At 67.6% G+C, this 20,364-nt stretch carries 18 protein-coding genes; 16 read left to right on the forward strand and 2 right to left on the reverse strand.

Annotation, left to right across the window (positions count from 1 at the left end):
- Window positions 1-12: 12 nt before the first annotated feature.
- The 10 genes from AB0M65_RS18865 to AB0M65_RS18910 are packed head-to-tail and all read left to right on the forward strand — an operon-like array spanning window position 13 to window position 10,709.
- Entirely contained in the window at window positions 13-399 is a 387-nt protein-coding gene (locus tag AB0M65_RS18865; RefSeq protein ID WP_364028860.1) for a cupin domain-containing protein, read from the forward strand.
- 1 nt (window position 400) lies between these two features.
- Window positions 401-2,023, forward strand: coding sequence for a class I tRNA ligase family protein (locus AB0M65_RS18870; RefSeq protein WP_364028862.1), 1,623 nt, complete (start codon window positions 401-403; stop codon window positions 2,021-2,023).
- Between the two features lie 6 nt (window positions 2,024-2,029).
- On the forward strand, window positions 2,030-3,286 hold the full coding sequence (locus tag AB0M65_RS18875) for an MFS transporter (RefSeq protein ID WP_364028864.1): 1,257 nt from the start codon (window positions 2,030-2,032) through the stop codon (window positions 3,284-3,286).
- A gap of 31 nt (window positions 3,287-3,317) precedes the next feature.
- A complete protein-coding gene (locus AB0M65_RS18880) occupies window positions 3,318-5,072 on the forward strand; it encodes an ABC transporter substrate-binding protein (RefSeq protein WP_364028866.1) in 1,755 nt (584 codons plus the stop codon).
- The gene (locus AB0M65_RS18885; RefSeq protein ID WP_364028868.1) at window positions 5,069-6,349 is read left to right on the forward strand and encodes an ATP-grasp domain-containing protein; all 1,281 of its coding nucleotides are present in this window, start codon (window positions 5,069-5,071) and stop codon (window positions 6,347-6,349) included. Before AB0M65_RS18880 ends, AB0M65_RS18885 begins: the two co-directional genes overlap by 4 nt.
- The gene (locus AB0M65_RS18890) at window positions 6,346-6,807 is read left to right on the forward strand and encodes a cobalamin-dependent protein (protein ID WP_364028870.1); all 462 of its coding nucleotides are present in this window, start codon (window positions 6,346-6,348) and stop codon (window positions 6,805-6,807) included. Before AB0M65_RS18885 ends, AB0M65_RS18890 begins: the two co-directional genes overlap by 4 nt.
- Entirely contained in the window at window positions 6,804-8,111 is a 1,308-nt protein-coding gene (locus AB0M65_RS18895) for a methylaspartate mutase (protein ID WP_364028872.1), read from the forward strand. Before AB0M65_RS18890 ends, AB0M65_RS18895 begins: the two co-directional genes overlap by 4 nt.
- Window positions 8,108-9,103, forward strand: a complete 996-nt coding sequence (locus AB0M65_RS18900) for an asparagine synthetase A (protein ID WP_364028874.1) — start codon at window positions 8,108-8,110, stop codon at window positions 9,101-9,103. Before AB0M65_RS18895 ends, AB0M65_RS18900 begins: the two co-directional genes overlap by 4 nt.
- Window positions 9,100-10,374, forward strand: coding sequence for a glutamate synthase-related protein (locus tag AB0M65_RS18905; RefSeq protein ID WP_364028876.1), 1,275 nt, complete (start codon window positions 9,100-9,102; stop codon window positions 10,372-10,374). Before AB0M65_RS18900 ends, AB0M65_RS18905 begins: the two co-directional genes overlap by 4 nt.
- Entirely contained in the window at window positions 10,371-10,709 is a 339-nt protein-coding gene (locus AB0M65_RS18910; protein ID WP_364028878.1) for a hypothetical protein, read from the forward strand. Before AB0M65_RS18905 ends, AB0M65_RS18910 begins: the two co-directional genes overlap by 4 nt.
- Window positions 10,710-11,190: 481 nt before the next feature.
- On the opposite strand, the gene AB0M65_RS18915 is transcribed toward AB0M65_RS18910, so the two are convergent.
- Together AB0M65_RS18915 and AB0M65_RS18920 are read right to left on the reverse strand one after the other, a co-directional pair.
- Entirely contained in the window at window positions 11,191-11,541 is a 351-nt protein-coding gene (locus AB0M65_RS18915) for an MmcQ/YjbR family DNA-binding protein (RefSeq protein ID WP_364028880.1), read from the reverse strand.
- Window positions 11,525-12,226, reverse strand: coding sequence for a hypothetical protein (locus AB0M65_RS18920; RefSeq protein ID WP_364028882.1), 702 nt, complete (start codon window positions 12,224-12,226; stop codon window positions 11,525-11,527). Before AB0M65_RS18920 ends, AB0M65_RS18915 begins: the two co-directional genes overlap by 17 nt.
- Window positions 12,227-12,413: 187 nt before the next feature.
- On the opposite strand from AB0M65_RS18920, the gene AB0M65_RS18925 reads away from it, so the two are divergent.
- The 6 genes from AB0M65_RS18925 to AB0M65_RS18950 all read left to right on the forward strand — a co-directional run bounded on the left by AB0M65_RS18925 (window position 12,414) and on the right by AB0M65_RS18950 (window position 20,361).
- Window positions 12,414-13,874 (forward strand): NB-ARC domain-containing protein, encoded by a 1,461-nt coding sequence (locus AB0M65_RS18925; RefSeq protein WP_364028884.1) that lies wholly within the window; start codon window positions 12,414-12,416, stop codon window positions 13,872-13,874.
- Between the two features lie 87 nt (window positions 13,875-13,961).
- Complete coding sequence (locus AB0M65_RS18930) at window positions 13,962-15,530, forward strand: carbamoyltransferase C-terminal domain-containing protein (protein WP_364028886.1); 1,569 nt, start codon at window positions 13,962-13,964, stop codon at window positions 15,528-15,530.
- 101 nt (window positions 15,531-15,631) lie between these two features.
- The gene (locus AB0M65_RS18935) at window positions 15,632-16,789 is read left to right on the forward strand and encodes an FAD-binding oxidoreductase (RefSeq protein ID WP_364028888.1); all 1,158 of its coding nucleotides are present in this window, start codon (window positions 15,632-15,634) and stop codon (window positions 16,787-16,789) included.
- Window positions 16,786-18,039, forward strand: coding sequence for an ATP-grasp domain-containing protein (locus tag AB0M65_RS18940; protein ID WP_364028890.1), 1,254 nt, complete (start codon window positions 16,786-16,788; stop codon window positions 18,037-18,039). Before AB0M65_RS18935 ends, AB0M65_RS18940 begins: the two co-directional genes overlap by 4 nt.
- Window positions 18,040-18,084: 45 nt before the next feature.
- Complete coding sequence (gene ddaH, locus AB0M65_RS18945; protein WP_364028916.1) at window positions 18,085-18,930, forward strand: dimethylargininase; 846 nt, start codon at window positions 18,085-18,087, stop codon at window positions 18,928-18,930.
- Between the two features lie 9 nt (window positions 18,931-18,939).
- Window positions 18,940-20,361 carry a cation:proton antiporter gene (locus AB0M65_RS18950; protein WP_364028892.1) on the forward strand — a complete coding sequence of 474 codons (1,422 nt, stop codon included), beginning with the start codon at window positions 18,940-18,942 and terminating at the stop codon, window positions 20,359-20,361.
- Window positions 20,362-20,364 lie beyond the last annotated feature (3 nt).

Below are 20,364 nucleotides of genomic sequence, written 5' to 3' on the forward strand. Positions count from 1 at the left end.
AGGAAAGAAGTCATGGAGATCCGTCCGCTGGAGCGGGAGAAGATGGTCTTCGAGAACGGTGCCTTCGGGCAGCGGCTCCTGCCGTGGGCGGCGCTGAACGCGCCGTTCGAGGGCGCCTGGGTCACGGTGCCCGCGCACGGCGCGACGGGTGCGCATTCCCACCACGAGTACGAAATCTTCATCGCCGTCAACGGTGAGGCCGTCGTCGAGTCCGGGGGAGAGCGCCGCGCGTTCAAGCCGGGTGACATCGAGTTTCACCAGCCCGGTACCGAGCACCGCATTCTCAACGACGGTGCGCAGGACTTCGAGATGTACGCGATCTGGTGGGACTCGGACATGACGGCGAAGTTCGCCGCCCGGCACGAAGCGCAGGCGTCCGATGACCAAGCGCAGGCGTGAGATGACTTCCGACACGAGGCCGATGGTGATCATCGGCGGCCCCCCGACGTCGAACGGGGACCTCCACATCGGACATATCGCCGGCCCGTACCTCGGCGCCGACGTCCACCGGCGTTACCTGCGCGCGGCCGGGCGCGAGGGCGTGTTCGCCTCCTGTACCGACGACAGCCAGACCTACCTGGTCACCAGCGCGGCCAGGGTCGGGACGACGCCGCCCGCGCTGGTGACGCGGTCGACCGACGCCATCCAGAGCACGTTCAAGGCGATGGGGGTCGAGGTCGACGGTTTCTCGCCGACCGACGACGGTTACAAGGCGCTCGTCTACGACTACGTCAAACGCTTGTACGACAAGGGAAAGCTTCGCCTGCGCAAGGTGCGGCTGCCCTACGACGAACGCAAGGGCGAGTTCCTGGTCGAGGGTTTCGTCGGCGGGGGCTGCCCGACGTGCCTCGCCGACAGCCGCGGTGGGTTCTGCGAGGGCTGCGGGCATCCGATCGACTTCGACGCGCTCATCGAGCCGTACTCGGTGCTCGACCCGGCCGCCGAGGTGACTTACCGCGAGACCGAGATCATGGTCTTCCCGGTCTCGGAGTACCGCGAGCAACTCCTCGCCTACTACGAGGAACGCGGCGCGGCGTGGCGGCCGCATGTGCTCGGCCTGATGCGGGAACTGCTGGCCGGGCCGTTGCCGGACTTCGCGATCACGTACCCGGTGAAATGGGGACTGCCCGCCCCGTTCCTCCAGACGCCGGGGCAGAAGCTCAACGCCTGGGTCGAAGGTATGCCCGCTTCGATGTACTGCACCGAGTACGCCTTGCGGCGCAACGGGAAGCCGAAGCTCGCCGACGACGACGCGTGGCTCGCGGAGAACGACGCCCGGGTCGTGGTGTTCATGGGTTTCGACCCGCTGTTCACCTGGGGCGTCGTCCATGTCGCCGAACTGATCGCGCACGAGGGCCGGTACGTCCTCCCGGACACGTTGCTGGTCAACGAGTTCTACGAACTGGAGAACGAGAAGTTCTCCACCAGCAAGGGACACGTGGTCTGGGCCCGCGAACTGGCGGCCGAGGTGCCGCGCGACATCGCGCGGTTCTACCTCAACCTCACGGCCCCCGAGTTCGCCAGGACGAACTTCAGCCGCGCCGCGCTGGAGAAAGTCGCGGGGGAGCGGCTCGTCGCACCATGGAACGAACTCGCCGAGACACTCGCCAAGCTGACCGCCGAAATCGGCGGTGAGAGCGGCAGCCTTCCGGTGTCGACGGAGGCCACGGAACGCGCCGCGGTGATGGTCTCGCGGTTCGCCCTCAACTACGAACTCGAGGATTTCAGTCTCAGCCGGGCGGCCGATCTGCTGGTGCAGCACGTCGGACGCCTGCGGGCCGCGACCGAACGCACGCTGAAGGGCAACCTCGACCAGGAGGTGCTCCGCGGCAGGCTGGGGGACCTCTTCCTCGAACTGCGTGCGCTGATCGGCTGTGCCTCGCCGATCCTCATCGACCTCGCCAGGCGCGCCGCGCTGGCGGGCGGGTTCGAACCCCGGATCACCCCGGACGCCTTCGACGTCACGCACACCACGGCGTTCGCCGTACCACCGCTGGAATTCCCCCCGACGAGCGAGGTCTGACACCCCATGTCACTCGACACCACCCTCTCCGCCGACGCGGTCCGGAGTTCCCGGCTCGCCGAGCGCCTGCTGGTCCCGGCCGGGTTCGTCACCACCGCGGGCAACGCCTTCCAGATCACCGCCGCGGCGATCCTGGTCTTCCACGCCGAACAAACCACACTGGCGGTCGGCTGGCTGTTCATCGCGGTGTCGATCCCGCAGGTCGCGCTCGCGCTGCTGTTCGGCAAGCTGGTCGACAAGGTCGACCGGCGGATGCTGTGCGTGGCCGCGGACCTGGTCAGCGCGATGACCGCGTTCGCCCTCCCGGTCTGGCTGTGGATCGGTGGCCCGGCGAACCTGGGGTCCTATATAGCGAACTTCATGCTCGCCTGCACCGCGGCGCTGTTCATGCCCGCGAGCAACGGGCTGATCAAGGAACGGATCCGGGACGAGCGGCTCGGGAAGTTCAATTCGCATTTCGAGATGGCGAGCAACGCCGGCATGCTGCTGGCCTCGTCGCTGGCCGGGTTCCTGGTGATCTGGTTTGGCGCGACGCCGCTGTTCATCTTCAACTCGCTGACCTTCGTCGTCTCGGCCGTCCTCGTCTACGCGATCGGCCGCAAACCCGTCAAGGCGCCGGTGGCCGAGGAGACGACGACCGACTCGCCGGCGCCGGTCGAGGCCCCGGTGCACCAGCCCATCAAGCGGCTCGCGTTGTTGTACGCCAACGGGAACATCGGCCTGATGGTCGCCAACGTCATCCTGACGACGCTGATCCTGCAGACGTTCGACCAGGGTGCCTGGATGATCGGCGTGGTCGACGCGCTGGCCGGGGTCGGGTTCATCGTCGGCGCCGCCATGTACGGCAAGGTCAGCAAACGGTTCAAGGGCATCCACCTTGCCGTGCTCGGCACCCTCGGGAACTTGATCTGCCTGGCGATCCAGCCCCTGCATTACATCGCGCTGATGGTGGCCATCCCGTTCGCCGGGTTCTGCTTCGCCCAAGGCCGGATCGCCGCGCGGACCCTGCTGATGCGGGCGAGCCCGGAGGACCGGGTGGGCCGGATCTTCGGTGGTACGCAGGCTGTCGGCCTCGGTCTCGGCGTCGGCGCGACGGTCGTGCTGTCGACGCTGGCGGACGCGACCACCGTGCCCTACGCGTTCTGGGGCCTGGCGATCCTGCAGGGCGCGATCGTGATCGGCACCTACTTCAGTCTGGCGAAACCGTTGTCGGCGCAGGAAAAGAAGCAGCCGGCCGAGGTTCTCGAGGCGACCGCCGCCTGAGTGCGGCCGAACTACGGAGGAAACGAAAGCCATGACGGACAAACCGATCAAGGGCGGCGTCGCGACCTGGGCCTGCCTGCCCGGTTTCCCGCCCGCGGTGATCTTCCCGTTCACCCCTGGTGAGCGCTTCGGCGTGCGAAACCTCTACGAGTTCCAGATGCTGATGTACCGGCCCCTTTACTGGCTCGGCCGGGACGGCGAACCCGCGATCGACTACGACCTCAGCGTCGGCGAAGAGCCGGTGTGGGACGAGACCGGCCGCACCTGCACGGTCCGGATCAAACCGTGGAAGTGGTCCAACGGCGAGACGGTCGCCGCGGACAATGTCATCTTCTGGATGAACATGCTGAAGGTGAAGGGGCCGAAGTTCGGTGCCTACAGCGAGGGCTACTTCCCGGACAACCTGGTGTCGTTCGAGAAGGTCGCCGACGACAAGGTGAGCTTCACCTTCGACAAGGTCTACTCGAAGAACTGGGTGCTGCTGAACCAGCTCACCATGATCACCCCGATGCCGAGGGCGTGGGACCGCACGGCGGACGGCCAGGCCGACGCGACGCACGACATCGATCAGGCCGAGGCGGTCTACGAGTTCCTGATGGCGGAGAACGGCGACCCCGTCGCCGAGGACAACAGCCACCGCACGCGCTGGGCGGACAGTCCTGTGTGGAGTGTCGTCAACGGGCCGTGGCGGCTGAAGAGTTACACGGAGGAAGGCGTCATCACCTTCGTCCCGAACGAGTACTACAGCGGCCCGAACCCGCCGCACCTCGACGAGTTGCGCCAGGTGTCGACGACGTCGGACGAGCAGCAGTACGAACTGCTGCGGTCGGGCGAGGTCCAGGTCGGGTTCCTGCCGCCGGGGATGGGTGTCCAGCCGGACGGCGACCCGACCAAGGGCGGGCCGAACCCGCTGGGCGACGGATTCCAGCTGGAGCCACAGATCTTGTTCAACATCAACTTCATGGCGGTGAACTTCAGCAATCCGACGGTCGCCGGGAAGCTGATCAAGCAGCCGTACGTCCGTCAGGCGTTGCAGAGCTGTTTCGACCAGGAGTACGGCGCCCGCGAGGTCTACCAGGGTTACGGCTGGAGCCAGACCGGGTCGATCCCGGTGCTGCCCAAGAGCGATCTCGTCTCGCCGAAGATCACCGAACGCGGCGGTTTCTGGCCGTTCGACCTGGAGAAGGCGCGGACGCTGCTGGCAGAGAACGGCTGGGACGTCAGCGCGTCTCCGGCGGTCTGTGTGCGGCCCGGCACCGGGCCCGGTGAAGCGGGCGAAGGCATCCCGGTGGGGACCGAACTGAGCTTTTCCCTGCGCTACTGGGAAGGGCGTCCGTCGCTGGCGCGGCTCATGGCGCAGTTCCGGGACGACGCGGACAAGGCGGGCATCGAGATCCGGCTCGAAGAGGTGATGGGCTCGGTCCTGGTCGCGGAAGACGGGCCGGGTGAGAAGCGGATGTGGGAGCTGTCCTGCTGGGGCGGCGGCTGGGTCTACAACTATCCGACCGGCGAGAACCTGTTCCAGAGCGGCGCCGCCTGCAACTTCAGCAACTACCGCGACGCCAGGGCGGACGAGCTGATCGCGAAGACGGTCACCACCGACTCCCTCGAAGCGTTGTACGAGTACCAGGAGTACATCGCCGATCAGGCCCCGGTGATCTTCATGCCGACGTACCCGCGACGGTTGTTCGAGGTCGCCGGGAACCTGCGCGGATTCGCGCCGCTGAACCCGTACGGGCTGATCAATCCCGAGAACTGGTACTACGTCGAAAGCGACGAGTCATGACCCGCCCGGTGGTACTGGTCGGGTTCGTGGCCGCCGCGCTGGGATCGTCCATCAAGGACTTCCAGCCGGACGGCTCGGTGATCTTCGTCGAGGAGCCCGACGTCGTCCGCAAGCGGAACGCGCGGGAGACGGTGGCGGGTTCGGCGCTGGTGCGTGAGCTGATCGAATGGGAGTTTCATCTTCCCGGCACGGCCGACGAGTTCTACCACGTCCATCGCGACCTCGATCCGGCCGCGGTGGTGCCGCTGACCGAGTACGCGACACCCTTCGCGGCCCGGCTCGCCGAACGTTACGGCCTGCCGGGCGCCGGCTTCGGCGCGGCGCAGATCCTGCGGGACAAGGCGGTATTGCGCCAGGTCAGCAGGGCGGCGGGGATCGCGAACCCGGAGTCGGCGCGGGTCGAGGGCCCCGACGACGTCCGCGCGTTCCTGGCGGAGCATCCGGGGAAGATCGTGCTGAAGCCCGCGAACCGGCAGGCGTCGGTGGGCACGCAGGTGATCACCGATGTGGACGACGTCGAGCAGGCGTGGGAGAACTGCGTCGAGCAGGACGAGGGCATTTTCGTCCCGGACCGCGCGATGGACCTGCGCATGCTCGCCGAGCGGTTCGTCGACGGCGACGAGTACAGCGTCGAAATGCTGCTGCGGGACGGGGAACCACTGTTCGCCAACGTCACCGGCAAGCGGCTGTTCCCCGGGCCCCGTCCGGTGGAACTCGCGCATGTCGTCCCGGCCGACATCTCCGGCGAGCTGACCGCGCTGCTGATCGAGGAGACACGGCGGCTCACCGGCGCGGCCGGGTTCCGCACCGGGATCGTCCACTGTGAGTGGATCGTCTCGGACGGCGTCCCGTACCTGGTCGAATGCGCCGGCCGGTTCGCGGGTGACGGCATCATCGAGCTGATCCAGCGTGCCTACCCGGTGGAGCTGAACCGTGCCTACTTCTCGGTGATGAAGGACGAACCGGTCACGGATGTGTTGCCGCGCAAGGCCGAAGGCGGTGCCGCGGTGCGGTTCGTGTCCATCGAGCCGGGCCTCATCGAGGACGTGCGTGGTGTCGAAAAGGCGTCGCAGGCCGAAGGCGTGTTCATGTGCGACGTCGGCGTTTCGGCCGGTGACCGGTTCGAGGGCCTGACGAGTTCGTGGGACCGCGTCGGCGATCTGATGGTGACCGCGGACGGTCCGGCGAAGGCGTTGCGCCTGGCCGAAGAGGCCGTCGCGCTGATCGAGATCGACGTGCGGCCGGACGGTGAGGAGAGGGAGAAAGCCGCGCCATGAGCATCGAAGCCGTCCAGCCCGCCCTCCCGGACGCCGGTCTCGACGTGATCGTCACCGGGCTCTCGTCCGACGCGCACACCTGGAACCTGGTGTACCTGGAGCTGTTGCTGGAGGAACTGGGCTGCCGGGTGACCAACCTCGGCGCCTGCGTCCCGGACGTGACGATCGTGCGCGAATGTGCCGTCCGCCGCCCTGACCTGGTGGTGATCAGCAGCGTCAACGGGCACGGCTGCCAGGACGGGGTCCGGCTGATGTCGGGCTTCCGGGCACAGCCGGACCTGGTCACGACCCCGGTCGTCATCGGCGGGAAGCTCGACGTCGTCGGCGGGAGCAACGCCGCGCGGCTGCTGGAGGCCGGTTTCGACGCGGTGTTCGAGGACTCCGGCGGGCTGAGTCCGTTCCGGACGTTCATCCACACCCTCGCGGTGCGGACCGGTGTCCCGCTGGGTGCCGGATGAGCGTGCTCGCCCCGGGACGGGGACTTTCGTTCGGCGAGGTGGTCGCACGTCACCATGCCAGGGGAGAACTGGTCGTCCAGCCCCGGATGGGGTTCGCCGATCCGGAGCGGATGGGCCGTGGCCTGCTGGCCACCCGCGAGGCGCGGGCCGCGACCGTCGGCACGATCACGATCGACAGCTACACCCGGGTCGGCGACCACGACGCGGCACGCGAGGCGCTGGTCGCGGGTGCGGACCTCAACGGATATCCGCTCGTCGACCACGATCCCGCGACGACGACGGCGTTGCTCGACGCTGTGCGGGCCGGGGACTTCCCGGTGCAGATCCGGCACGGTTCGCCGGATCCCCGGCGGATCGTGCGGAAGCTGCTGGACTTCGGCCTGCACGCGACCGAAGGGGGGCCGGTCTCCTACTGCCTGCCCTACAGCCGGATGCCGCTTTCGGCCGCCGTCGACAACTGGCGTCGCTGCTGCGAAACACTGGCGCTGGCCAGGGGGCCGCACCTGGAACCGCACCTGGAGACCTTCGGCGGATGCATGATGGGCCAGCTTTGCCCGCCCGCGCTGCTGGTCGCGCTGAGCGTGCTGGAGGGGATGTTCTTCTGGCGGCACGGCGTCCGCTGTATCTCCTTCAGCTACGCGCAGCAGACGCATGCCGGCCAGGACGAGGAAGCAGTCGCCGCACTGCACGCTCTCATCAGGGAATACGTGCCGCACGCGCGGACGCATGTCGTGATCTACAACTACATGGGCGTCTACCCGAGGACTCCTGGTGGCGCGCTGGCGCTGCTGGCGGAATCCGCGCGGCTGGCCGCCCGCACCGGAGCGAGCAGGCTGATCGTCAAGACCACCGCCGAAGCACACCGCGTGCCGACCGTGACGGAGAACGTGACCGCCCTCGAACACGCGGCCGACGCCGCACTGGGTGTGTCCCCGATCGGTCATCTCGGGGACACCGGTCTCTACGCGCAGGCGAAGGCGTTGGTGGACAACGTTCTTTCGCTCGACAACGACCTCGGCCGGGCGTTGATCACCGCTTTCGCCCGAGGTCAGCTGGACGTCCCGTTCTGCCTGCATCCGGACAACGCCGGCCGCGCGCGCGGACGGCTGGACCCCAGCGGGCGCCTGGAATGGCAGCGGATCGGCGCGATGCCGCTCGGCGACCTCGTCGACCTGCCCGAGGACCGGCGGATGACGTCGTCCGGGCTGCTGGAGGCACTCCGGTACGTCGAGCGTTCGTTCGACGAACGGTTCGGGATGCCCGGAATCGAGACTGTGCAACTAACTCAGGGGAGTAGAACATGACAGGAACACCGGGCGCGGCGCTGCCGCCGGGAACCCGCGAGCACCTGACGTCACCGGTGACGCAGGCGGCGTTGCGCATCCAGAACAGCATCACCGCGGGCACCCGCGAGTACCTCGGCATGAACGGGTTCGTCGAACTGCAGCCGCCGCTGATCGGGCCGGTCACCGACCCGGGATGCCGCGGTGCCAAACAAGTCGACGTCGACTACTACGGGCACAAGTACAAGATGATGACCAGCGTCATCCTGTACAAGCAGGCGTCGCTGCTGGCTTTCGACAAGATCTTCTACGTCGCGCCGAACGTGCGGCTGGAGCCACTGGAGACCTCGACCACCGGGCGGCATCTGGTCGAGTTCACCCAGATCGACGTCGAGGTGGCGCGGGCGAGCCGCGAGGACGTCCTCGATCTGGCGCAAGGCCTGCTCCGGCACGTGGTGACCTACACCCTGCGAGAGTCCAAAATGGACCTTGCCGCGCTGGGGCGGGACCAGGACGCGTTCACGCCGCTGCTGGAGGAGGACTTCGAGCGGATGACGCACCGCGAGGCGGTGTCCCGGCTGCAAGGGCTGCTGCACGGGCAGAGCGCCGACGCGGAGATCGACTGGCAGGGCGAGCGGATCATCTCCGAGCAGACGAATCGGCCGTTCTTCATCGTCGACTACCCCAAGGGTTCGCGCGGGTTCACCGACGGTGAATCGAGCACCGAACCGGGTGTTCTGCGGAACTTCGACCTCGTCGCCTCGGACGGCTACGGCGAACTGTGCAGTGGCGGTGAGCGCACGCACGAGTACCGGCGGCTCATCGAGCGGATGCGGGAGACGGGGGAGAACCCGGCGAAGTACGCGTGGTACCTCGACCTCGCGCGTGAGGGACTGCCGCCGAGCGCCGGCTTCGGGATGGGGCTGGAGCGGGTGACGCGGTACCTCGCCGGGCTCGACGCTGTCTGGCAGGCCAACGCCTACCCGAAGCTGCCCGGGATCGCGACACCGTGATCACCGCACGGCAGCTCCCGGAAGACGCGATCCGTGCTCGGGCACGGGAAGGCAGCGCGGCGATCTTCCCCGACGTCGGAGGCTACGGCCGCTCGTTGTTCGGCGCGGACGTCGGCTCGGGCACCGGCTCAGGCACCGACGAGCTCGACCGCGCGCGGATCGTGCCGCCGGTGTTCGTCCCTCGGCGTCTGGAGAAGATGTTCGACCTCGCGCGCGAACCGGTCTACGGCGATGTCGGGCTCTCGTCGGTGCTCGGTGGGTTCACCGCGCCGTCGCCGGTGTTCCTGTGCGCGTTCGGATCCACGCAAGTGGCGGGCAGCGGGCTCGGGATCGCCGCGAGCGAGCAGGCGGGCAGGCTCGGGATGCCGATGGTGATCGGCGAGAACGTCGTGCCCATGCACGGGTACGGCCGGATGGGTGAAAGCGCCGAGGACGGCCTGCTCGGCCGGATCCGCGCGTACGCTGATGCCGCGCCGGACGGACTGGGCGGCGTCGTCGTGCAGCAGAGCACCGAAGACGCCGACGCCGAGGTGTGGAACCTCGTCTACAGCGACCCGTCCGCGACGAAACTGCTGGAGACCGGGCGGCTGGCGTTCGAGCTCAAGGTCGGCCAAGGCGCCAAACCGGGTCTCGGCGGGATGACCGTACTCTCGCGGACGGCCGCCGGCGAGGTCGCCGAACAGTACACAGTGGACGAAGCTTTCGGCATGGACACCGCCATGGTGCTGCGCTCGAGCAGTCCCGGCACGTTCACCGGGGAGATCCTCCGCCAGCAGATCCACCTGATGCGCAACAACTACCCGCGGGCCCGCGCCTGGGTGAAACTGCACCCGGGCCGCGACGTCGGCGAGGCCGCCGAGGTCGCCTGGGCGGCGGGAGCGGACGCCGTCACCGTGGACGGTGCCGAAGGCGGCACCGGCTGGGCGCCGTCGGTGTTCCTCGACCAAGTCGGCCTGCCGCTGGTGGAATGCCTGCGCCGGGTCGGGAAACACGACGCGTCGCTGCTGGTGTCCGGCCGGATCTGGGAAGGCAGCCGGGCGCTGAAATGCCTCGCCATGGGTGCTTCCGCCGTCGGACTCGGCCGGGCGGCACTGCTGGCCGTCGACGAAGACGCTTCGGAAGGGCTGGTGCGGCTGGTGCGGTGCCTCGAACTCGAACTGCGGCTGCTCACCAGCGCACTCGGCAAGTACGACCTCACGGACCTCACCGCGGACGACCTGTGGTTTCCCGGACTTGCGGGACTTCCCGGACGATTGGAGCAGGACGGATGATCAATTACGACGGGAAACGGTTCCGCAAGGTCAGCGCCGACCCGAACGCGCCGGTGACCCTGTACCGGCAAAAGGACGACCTGGTGTGGGCCGAACTGACCGGCGGCGGCGTCCGGCTCGGCTCGCTGACCGGGAAGTGCGGCGCGGACGGGACCATCGACATGGCCTACACGATGGTGCTGGCCGGCGGTCAGGTGATCGCGGGGCACAGCACGAACACCCCGGAGTTCCTGCCCGACGGGCGGATCCGGCTGAACGAGGTGTGGGAGCGGTACGGCTCCCACGGTTCGCGGGGAACCTCGGCGATCGAAGAGGTCGGGGAGGCCGGGGAGTAGCCCGGCTGCCGTTCTGGCTCGAAGTACATGAAGGCCCCCTTCCTTGCGCTAGGCGCAGGTAAGGGGTCCTTCACGTACTTGGGCCTGCGCTGGCCTCGGTCCCGGGGTGTGTCATGAGGGGTCCCCATGAGACGAATTTCGTCCCATGGGGACCCCTCATGACGTCCGGCGGCCCCGAACCACTGCCACCGCAGGTCCGGCGGCCCCGGACCTGCGGCAGCAGTGGTCCCGGTGGCGCGTGAAGGACCCCTTCCCTCGGCTCAGCCGAGGTAAGGGGTCCTTCACGGCGCTTCCCAAGTACAGGAAGGACCCCTTCCTGTACCTAGGCGCAAGGAAGGGGGCCTTCATGTACTTGAGGGGACAGCAAGAAGGTGCCGGGTCCCTTTGTCTCCCAACGCGCCCTTTCGATCACTTAAACGCAATTCACGCGACCGAAAAGGGTAACCGGAGGGGCTGAATGGCTCACGCCGAAAGGAGTAGTTCAGCGCGGGTTCTTTTCCAGGTATTCCGTCCAGACCTTCTTCGGCACGCACATTCGCCACGAGTCGACGATCAGCTCTTGTAACTCTTCGTAATCGATCGCGGACAGCCGGACGCGAACCCACTGATAGCGCATATCGGACGGAATCGGCATCATGAACTTGTCCGGCTCGCCTGCCACGAGAGCTTCCCGCTCCTCTTTGGGATAGCCGAATCCCAGCACGGTTTCGTCAGGAGAGAGCGAAAGGAAGACGATTCGCCCCACCCGGAACTTCGCCCGGTCTCGTACCAGCGCCTCATAGGCGCGGGGCAGCTCCGAAGCGATCCTTCTGACGTCATCCCCGGTTACCATTTTTCCACCATTCTCCGTGTTCCGTTCCCCAGTCACCTCTGGCGCCCATGGTGAAGGCGACGTAAAGGTATTCGTCGAGGAGCTTCGCCAGTGACACCGGCCTGCCCAGCAGGATCGGGAGCGCTTCCCCGGCGGTCCCGGCGGCGCTCGCTTCGGCGATCACCGCGGTGGCCCACGTCCGGCCGAGGCGCAGGTGCCTGCCGAAGGCGGCGCCGTCGCGGTCGCCGTGGAGGGTGGCCGCGATCGCGGCGTCCCACGGCATGATCGCGTTGGGCCGCAACGCATACAGCGCCTTGGCCGCGGCGGTCGGGCCCAGCGTACGCCTCGACCGTCCGGCTGAGACCTCGACACCGGCGAGGTCCGAGTACGCCTTCGCGGTGGAGTCGATGTCCGCGTCCGTCAGGTGGACCAGGTCGACGTCCGGCAGGGCGGCTCCCCATGCTGCCCACCAGGTCCGGACCCCGTCGTCGAAGGGAGCGGGCTCGCCTTCGTGCGGATACCGGATACGGCACCCCCACGAGTTCAGCCAGCGAAGAAGAATTGTGCGATGTGCGGCCTGTGACAGGTCGATCGCGGACTGCGTTTCCTCGATCAGCCGAAGCCATGAGGTGTCGGCATTCGCGAAGCCGTTGAACACTTCGGCGGCTCGCCGGAGTTCGGCGAGTGGCGGCAGGGGGTCAGACATGGACGAACCCTATCCGGTGCCACCAAGCAGGTGAATTTCCGCGTCCAACTATTGGACTTTGTACATTGAGTCACCTATTTGTATCTGCTGCATGGTTCATTGGTCCTTTAGGGTTGTGGCCAGGAAGGCTACAGGGATGTCGGTCACGCAGCGCGATCGCGTTGCCCCATCCAGGGGAGGAGAAGGCATGGGCAGACCCGAGCGACCGTTGGACGGCTCCACTGGTCCGATCGCAGCATTCGCTCATGATCTGCGGGTGTTACGGAACCGGGCGGGAAACCCGAGCTATCGGGAACTCGCCAGGACGGCGCTGTTCGCGCCTTCCGTGTTGTCCAGTGCGGCCAGCGGCCACCGGCTGCCCACCCTCGCTGTGACACTGGCGTTCGTCTCCGCGTGCGGCGGAGATCGTGCGGCGTGGGAACGGCGTTGGCGGAGCATCGCCGGGCAAATGGGCGTCGAAGCACGCGAAGAGCGTGCGCCCGCGCCGCCACCGGCCGAGGTTTCGCCGGACGGCGCGCACGCGTTGGCGTCCGGCGTCATCCACCTCGCCCGTCCGGCCCAGCTGCCCATGGGATCGAGGACCTTCGTCGGCCGGGAGCGGGATTTGACGGAGGCCGCGGGGATGATCGGGGCGACCGGGCCGGTCAAAGTACCACTGCTCGTCAGTGGCCCGATCGGTGTCGGCAAAGCCGCCTTCGCCTTGCGTCTGGCCGAAGACGTCGCTGCGGATTTCCCGGACGGGCAGCTCTACGCCGACCTGAGCACCAGCGGCACCGGCGGCCGCTCGGCCAACGGGATCGTGCGTGGCTTCCTGCGCGCGCTCGGGGTGCCGGCACATCTCGTGCCCGACGACCCGATGCAGCGGATCGGGCTGTACCGATCCCTGCTGGCGGAACGCAGGTTGTTCGTGTTGCTGGTCGGTGTCGGCGACGAAGGTCAGGTGCGGCCGTTGCTGGGCCAGGCACCGCACAGCCAGGTCGTGATGACCAGCCGCGCCCGGCTGCTCGGACTGGAGGACACGAACCGTGTCGAGCTGGATACGTTCACGCGCAACGAATCCCTCGCTTTGATCGGCCGGATCGCCGGGGCGAACCGGGTCCGCGTGGAGCATGACGCGACCGACGCGATCGCCGGCCTGTGCGGTGATCTCCCGTTGGCGATCAACATCGTGGGCCGCAAGATCGCCGCGCGCCCGGAATGGGCGATCGCCTATACGGCAGGCCAGCTCGCCGATCGCGAACGGCTCATGGACAGCCTCGCCGTCGGCGACGTCAACGTGCGTGACCGGTTCATCTCGGCGTACGAACATCTTTCGCCTGCCGGTCGCGAGGCCATCCATCACTTCGGGCAGAGCGGGGCGGGCTGGACGACGTCGATCGGTATCGCCGCGGCGATGGGCATCATGATCGAAACCGCCGACGAACTCCTCGAATCCGTGGTGGACGCCGGGTTGCTCCAGCGCGCCAACGTGGCGGGCCGCTACGCGGTTTCCCGGTTGGTCAGCGCGTTCGCCGCCGAGCGGCAACGCGATCCGAACCCGCTCGCCGCAGCCGTCCCGATGGCGGGCCGCAGGGCACGGAAGACCGCGTTCGAGTCGCTTCGCCGCGAGGCCGTGCGCACCCTGCCGGGTGGCTCGTCCGAAGGTTGATTGTTCGAGCCGCGCGGAGCTTCCGGTCAACGGGCCGCGCGGCTTGAATGAGTCGACGAATGCAGGCGAGCGAAATTCGGTGACACAATGCTGATTCTGTCCATGAAAGAGGGTCACGATGGCGGGATCGTGGCGATCGAAGACGGCAAGCTGCTGTTCGCGCTGGAGTCGGAAAAGGACAACTACCCCCGCTACGATCGGATCACCGGCGAGCTGATGGCGCGTGCGGCAGGCATGCTCGACAGGCAACCCGACGTGGTCGCGCTCGGCGGCTGGGTCAAGGGTGAGTTCTCGGTGGAACCCCCTTCCCGCACCGGATACTTCGGGGTCGGCGAGGGCGCGATCTCCGACGAGGCGGGGAAGTTCTTCGGCAAGGACGTGCGTTACTTCTCCTCGACCCACGAGCGCTCGCATATCTACACCTCCCTCGGGATGGCCCCCGCGGCACCCGGCCAGGCGTACTACTCCCTGGTGTGGGAGGGGAACATCGGGGACTTCTACCGGATCGACGAGCGTGGTGAGGCCACCCACCTGCGGCACGTGCTGGCCGACCCTGGCGCGAAGTACGCCTACCTGTTCGCGCTGGCGGACCCGAAATTCCCTTTGGGCAAGGGAAAGTTCCGGTTCAACGACGCGGGCAAGCAGATGGCGCTCACCGGTTTCGCCGAACCCGGGCCGCTCACGCCCGACGAGCAGAAGACCATCGACTTCATCCTCGACCGCGACGGTATCATCCTCGGTCTGTCCAAAGAGGAAATGTCCTGGTCGCACCTGTACAACGCGGGTGTCTGGTCGCAGGAGTACCGCAACGCGGCGGCCAAGCACTCCCAGGCGATCTTCGACCGGTTCCACGACTACGCCGCGAAGAACATGACCGAAGGCCTGCCGCTGCTGATCTCCGGTGGGTGCGGGCTCAACTGCGACTGGAACCGGCTGTGGCGCGAGAGCGGCCTGTTCTCCTCGGTGTTCGTGCCGCCTTGCCCCAACGACAGCGGTTCCGCGCTGGGCACGGCGATCGACGCGCAGTGGTTCTACACCGGGCAGGCGACCATTGATTGGGACGTCTACGCGGGGGAGAACTTCGTCGAGGACGTCGTTCCGGATCCGGCCAAGTACGAGGTGCGGCCGCTCGTGGCGAGCGAAGTCGCGAAGTACATCAAGGACGGCAACATCATCGGCTGGGCAAGGGGCCGGTACGAGATGGGCCCGCGGGCGCTGGGCAACCGGTCCATCCTCGCCGCGCCGTTCACCGTGGACACCACCGTGCGGCTCAACAAGATCAAGCGCCGGGAGGAGTACCGCCCGATCGCGCCGATCGCGCTGGAGTCCGACGCTCCCAAGTGGTTTGTCGGTTCGGTGCAGGACCCGTACATGCTGTACTTCAACCACGTCACCTCCGACGAGTTGAAGGCCATCACGCACGTCGACGGCACCGCGCGCACGCAAACGGTGACGCGGGAACGCAACGCCGGCATCACGGACCTGCTCGAAGCGTTCCGGGAGCAGACCGGGTTCAGCGTGCTGTGCAACACCTCGCTGAACAACAACGGGCGTGGTTTCCTCAACCGCACCAGTGATCTCATCGAGTACGGGGAGACGTACGGCCTCGACGGCTACGTCATCAACGACACGTTCGTGACCCCGCGCGACTCCTGATTCCTTGCCCATCGGGGGCAAGACCCGGATGCCACGCGCCCAGTCGTGGCATCCGGGCACCCCGTGGTGCCCGAACACAGTTTCGTCCGGAGGGGAAGGCCATGCGGATCGTGCTCGCGGGTGGCGGCGTCATCGCACTGCTGACCGCCGTCGAATGCGTGTCGGCCGGGCACGAGGTGGTCGTCGCCGATCAGGCGGACATCCCGTTCTCCGGCGCGACCTCGTTCGATCGGCACCGGGTGCTGCGCGCATTGCATCTCGACGACCCGGCCAAAACGGCGGCAGCGATCAGCGCGCATCACGCGTGGACCGAACTCGAACACCTGCTGTCCACGTCGTTCTACGAACAGGTCGGCGCGCTCACCGCGCTGACGCCGGAAAAGGCCCGGTCCGCGCAGGAGATGCTGACAGCGGCGGGATCCAAAACCGAGGTGTTCGACGCGGACGAACTCGCCGCCGAGTTCCCGCACGCCGGGTTCGCCCCCGGCACCGGCGCGGTTTTCGAGTCGCACGCCGGGGTCCTGCTGGCCGACCGCGTCCTGGCGGCCTGTGCCGGCTGGTTGCGGTGGCACGCGCACGCGGAACTCCATCCGCACCGCAAGGTCGTCGGGGTCGACGCGGACCGTGCCGAGGTACGGCTGGCCGACGGCGAGATCCTGCGCGGTGACGCCGTCCTGCTGGCGGCCGGTCCGTGGTCACGGGACCTGCTGGCCCCCGAGTTGTCGGAGGAACTCGTGCTGCACCGGCAGACGATGCTGTACTGCGACGTCCCGCCGCCCGACGCCGCCGCGTGGGCGGCCACACCGGCGATCACCTCGCTCGGCACCATCGGTGGCGCGTGGCTGGTGCCGCCGGTCGCCGGGACGCCGTTGAAGCTCAGCGCCGCGAGTGCCTGCCGGGTGGTCGACGAGGTCGGCGACGGCAAGGCGCCGTCCCGGTGGCGTGAGCACCTGATCGACACGTTCGCCGAGCTCATCCCGGGTTTCCGCCGGGACTGGCTGGTCGACACCCGTGACGGGCATTACCTGGCCCGGCGCTCCACCCTCGGCCCGATGCTCGCCATCCTCGGTGACCGGGTCCTGTCCTACGCGGCGTGCGGCGGCTCGTCCTTCAAGTTCGCCCCGCTGATCGCCCGGTCGCTGGCCGCCCGCCTGACCGGCGCGGATCCGGCCCCGACCGGACTCGAACCGCTCGACCGGCCGCTCGTGCGCGCGTCCGGCGTCCACCCAACCCGCCCTGCCCTACGAGGTGTGTCGTGAAACTGCTCGCGCTGGAAGCCAGCCAGAACTCCTACTACTACCTGCCCCGCTACCAGCAGATCGAGGACTTCGGCGGGGTGCTGTACGTGCTCAACGGGATCGGCACGGAAGATCTCTGGCCGTCCGAGCGCTACCGGATCGCCGGCAGCAACCATATCGACGACCTCATCCGCCACGCGAAGGACTGGCACGCCGAGGAATCCTTCGACGGCGTGCTCACCTTCTCCGAGTCCGGCGTGGTACTGGTCGCCGCCGTCGCCGACGCGCTCGGCCTGCCGGGGATCGGCGTCGACGCGGCGCGGACGAGCCGGAACAAGCTCATCATGCGGCAGGCACACGAAAAGGGCGGTGCCGCGCATCCGGACTACCGGTTCGTCGAGGATCTCGACGCGGCGTTGCGGGCGGCCGAGGACTTCGGGTATCCGGTGATCCTCAAGCCGACTCTCGGCGCCGCCAGCAACTTCGTCTTCCGGGTCGACGACGCGGGCAAGATGCGTGAGCGCTACGAGCAGGCACGCGAAGGTATCGACCGGATGACCTGGTACAACATGGAAGCCGAAGGAGTGGACCTCGGCCCGCACGGCCTGCTCGTCGAGTCCTTCTTGGACGGTCACGAGCACCTCATCGAAGCGCTCGCCTGGGACGGTGAGGTCTACCTGGGGTCCATTGTGGACAGGGTGACGTCGGAGGGCGAGACGTTCGACGACGACGTGCACCACGCCCCGACGTCGCTCACCCCGGAGCAGGTGGCCGAGGTGCAGGCCGTGGTGGCCACCGGGGTACAGGCGCAGGGAATCACCCGCGGCGCATTGCACGCCGAAGTCCGGTTCCACCAGGGCAAACCGTTCTTGCTGGAGATCGCCATCCGGCCCGGCGGCGGGGGACTCGACCATATGGCGCGGCTTTCGGCGGGCTACGACCCGATCAAGGGGCTCATGGACGTCTCACGCGGCGTGCGTCCCGATGTCGATCACTTCACCCCGACCGGCGTGCACACCGCGGCGATGTGCTTGATCTGCCCCGGCGGCGTGATCGGGTCGATCGAGGTCCCGCCCGCGGTGAACGAGTCGGAAGCTCTGTACTACCTCAAGATCTTCGCGAAGCCGGGTGACCTGATCAAGCGTCCGCCGCTCGGCAACAACATCTTCGGCGGGATCGGCGCGCTCGGCTCCTCGTTCGACGAAGCCATGCGCAACGCGAACGACCTGGCCGGGAAGATCGAGGTCAAGCTCAGCGAAACCCAGAAGTAGCGGCGAATCCCGTTCGACGAACTGGACCCTCACCAGGGCCCGATGATGAAAGACGCCCAAAACCGCGTGGAGGACAGCGTGTCTCGTATAGCCACTCAACGGCACTATCTGATGGTCAGACCGACGTACTTCGACGTCGAGTACTCGATCAATCCCTGGATGGATCCGAAGAAGCCCACTTACACCGAATTGGCCGTCGCACAGTGGGAGTGGCTGCACGATCTGTACGTCGACCTCGGGCACCGCGTCGACCTGCTCGACCCGGTCCCCGGCCTGCCGGACATGGTGTTCGCGGCCAACGGCGCCACCGTGGTCGACGGTCAGGTGCTGGTCGCGCGATTCCAGCACACGCAGCGCTGCGGTGAGTCAGAGGCGTATCTGGAGTGGTTTCGTGCCAACGGATTCCGTTACGTCCGGCAGGCGCAATGGGTCAACGAGGGGGAGGGCGACTACCTCGTCGCCGGGCGGAAGATCCTCGCCGGGACCGGGTTCCGCACGAACCCCGAGGCACACAACGAATCCCGCGAGTTCTTCGGGCGCCCGGTGATCGGGCTGACGCTGATCGACCCGCGGTACTACCACCTCGACACCGCGCTCGCCGTCCTCGACGACGACACGGTCATGTACTACCCGGAGGCGTTCTCGGAGGACAGCCGCCTGGTGCTCAAGGAGATGTACCCCGACGCGATCCTGGCTTCGGAACGCGACGCCGCCGTGTTCGGGCTCAACGCCGTTTCGGACGGCAAGCACGTCGTGCTGCCGCAGGCGGCCACCGGACTGACCGCGCGGTTGCGCGAGCACGGTTTCGAACCGATCGGTGCCGACCTGTCCGAATTGCTCAAAGCGGGCGGCAGTGTCAAATGCTGCACGCTGGAACTGCGTGCCGGATAAGGAGAACAGATGGAATCCGCGCAGCAGGAGGCAGGCAGGACGATCACCGTCCGCCGGGTGCTGACGGGCGCCGCGCTGATCGCGGTCCCGCTCGTGGTGGTGGTCGTGGTGCTCGGGCTCGGCTCGGCCTACGACCAGGGCCACCCGGCGGGAGCCACGTCCACGCCGGGCGGTGCCGATCCGTACCCGCGCCTGCTCGTCGCCCTGCCGGTGATCCTGGGCGCGTGCTATCTCGCGGGGCAGGCCGCGCGGAGGCTCGGCCAGCCCGCCGTCATCGGTGAGATCATCGCCGGGGTGCTGCTGGGGCCGTCCCTGTTCGGGCTGATCTGGCCTGCCGGGTTCGCCTGGCTGTTCCCCGGCGACGTGGTCTCCATCATCAACATCCTCGCCCAGCTGGGGTTGATCTTCTTCATGTACCTGGTCGGTTCGGAGATCGACCTCGACTCGGTACGGCGGCGCGGGTTCACCGCGGTGACGGTGAGCCAGGTGAGCATCGCGCTGCCGATGGTCTCGGGCATCGTGCTGGCGCTGGGGCTGTACCCGATCTTCGGCGGCGACGCCGGATTCCTGAGCTTCGGGTTGTTCATCGCGGTGTCGATGAGCGTGACCGCGTTCCCCGTGCTGGCAAGGATTTTGACCGATCGCGGGATCGCGAAGACCACCTTGGGCGCGCTGGCGCTGACGTGCGCGGCCGTCGACGACGTCGCCGCCTGGTGCCTGCTGGCGATCGTGATCGCGATCAGCCAGGGCGGTACCGGCAACGAGGTCTTCCTGATCGTCGCGCTGACCGTGGTCTTCGTGCTGCTGATGACCTACGTGGTCCGTCCGGTGCTCGCGAAATGGCTGCCGCGTGTCCCCGAGACGGCGGTGCTGGCGATCCTGCTCGCGGGGATCATGCTGTCGGCGCTGGCCACCGAGGAGATCGGTATCCATCCGATCTTCGGCGCCTTCCTGTTCGGTGTGGTCGCTCCGCGCAAGGATCCGGTGGTGAGCCGCGCGGCCGGCAAACTGGGCAGTGTCACGGTGACCCTGCTGCTCCCGCTTTTCTTCGCCTACACGGGTTTGCGTACCCAGTTCGGCCTGCTCGGCGAGGCGAGCCTGTGGGCGTGGTGCGCGCTGATCACGACGGTGGCGGTGTTCGGGAAATGGGTCGGCAGCACCACGGCCGCCCGGCTGACCGGTGTCGGCTGGCGTGACTCGCTTTCGCTGGGGGCGCTGATGAACTGCCGAGGACTGACCGAGCTGGTGGTGCTCAACGTCGGCCTCCAGTTGAAGGTGATCAGCCCGACGGTGTTCGCGATGCTCGTGATCATGACGCTCGTTTCGACGATCGCCACCGCACCCGCGCTCGCCTTGATCTCCAGGTTCGGGAAGAAGTCCGAAAAGGACTTGGACAAGACCGCCGGTACAGCGGCGGCGGAAAGTAGATAGGAC

Source organism: Amycolatopsis sp. NPDC051071, from assembly GCF_040682875.1.
Classification (GTDB): Bacteria; Actinomycetota; Actinomycetes; order Mycobacteriales; family Pseudonocardiaceae; genus Amycolatopsis.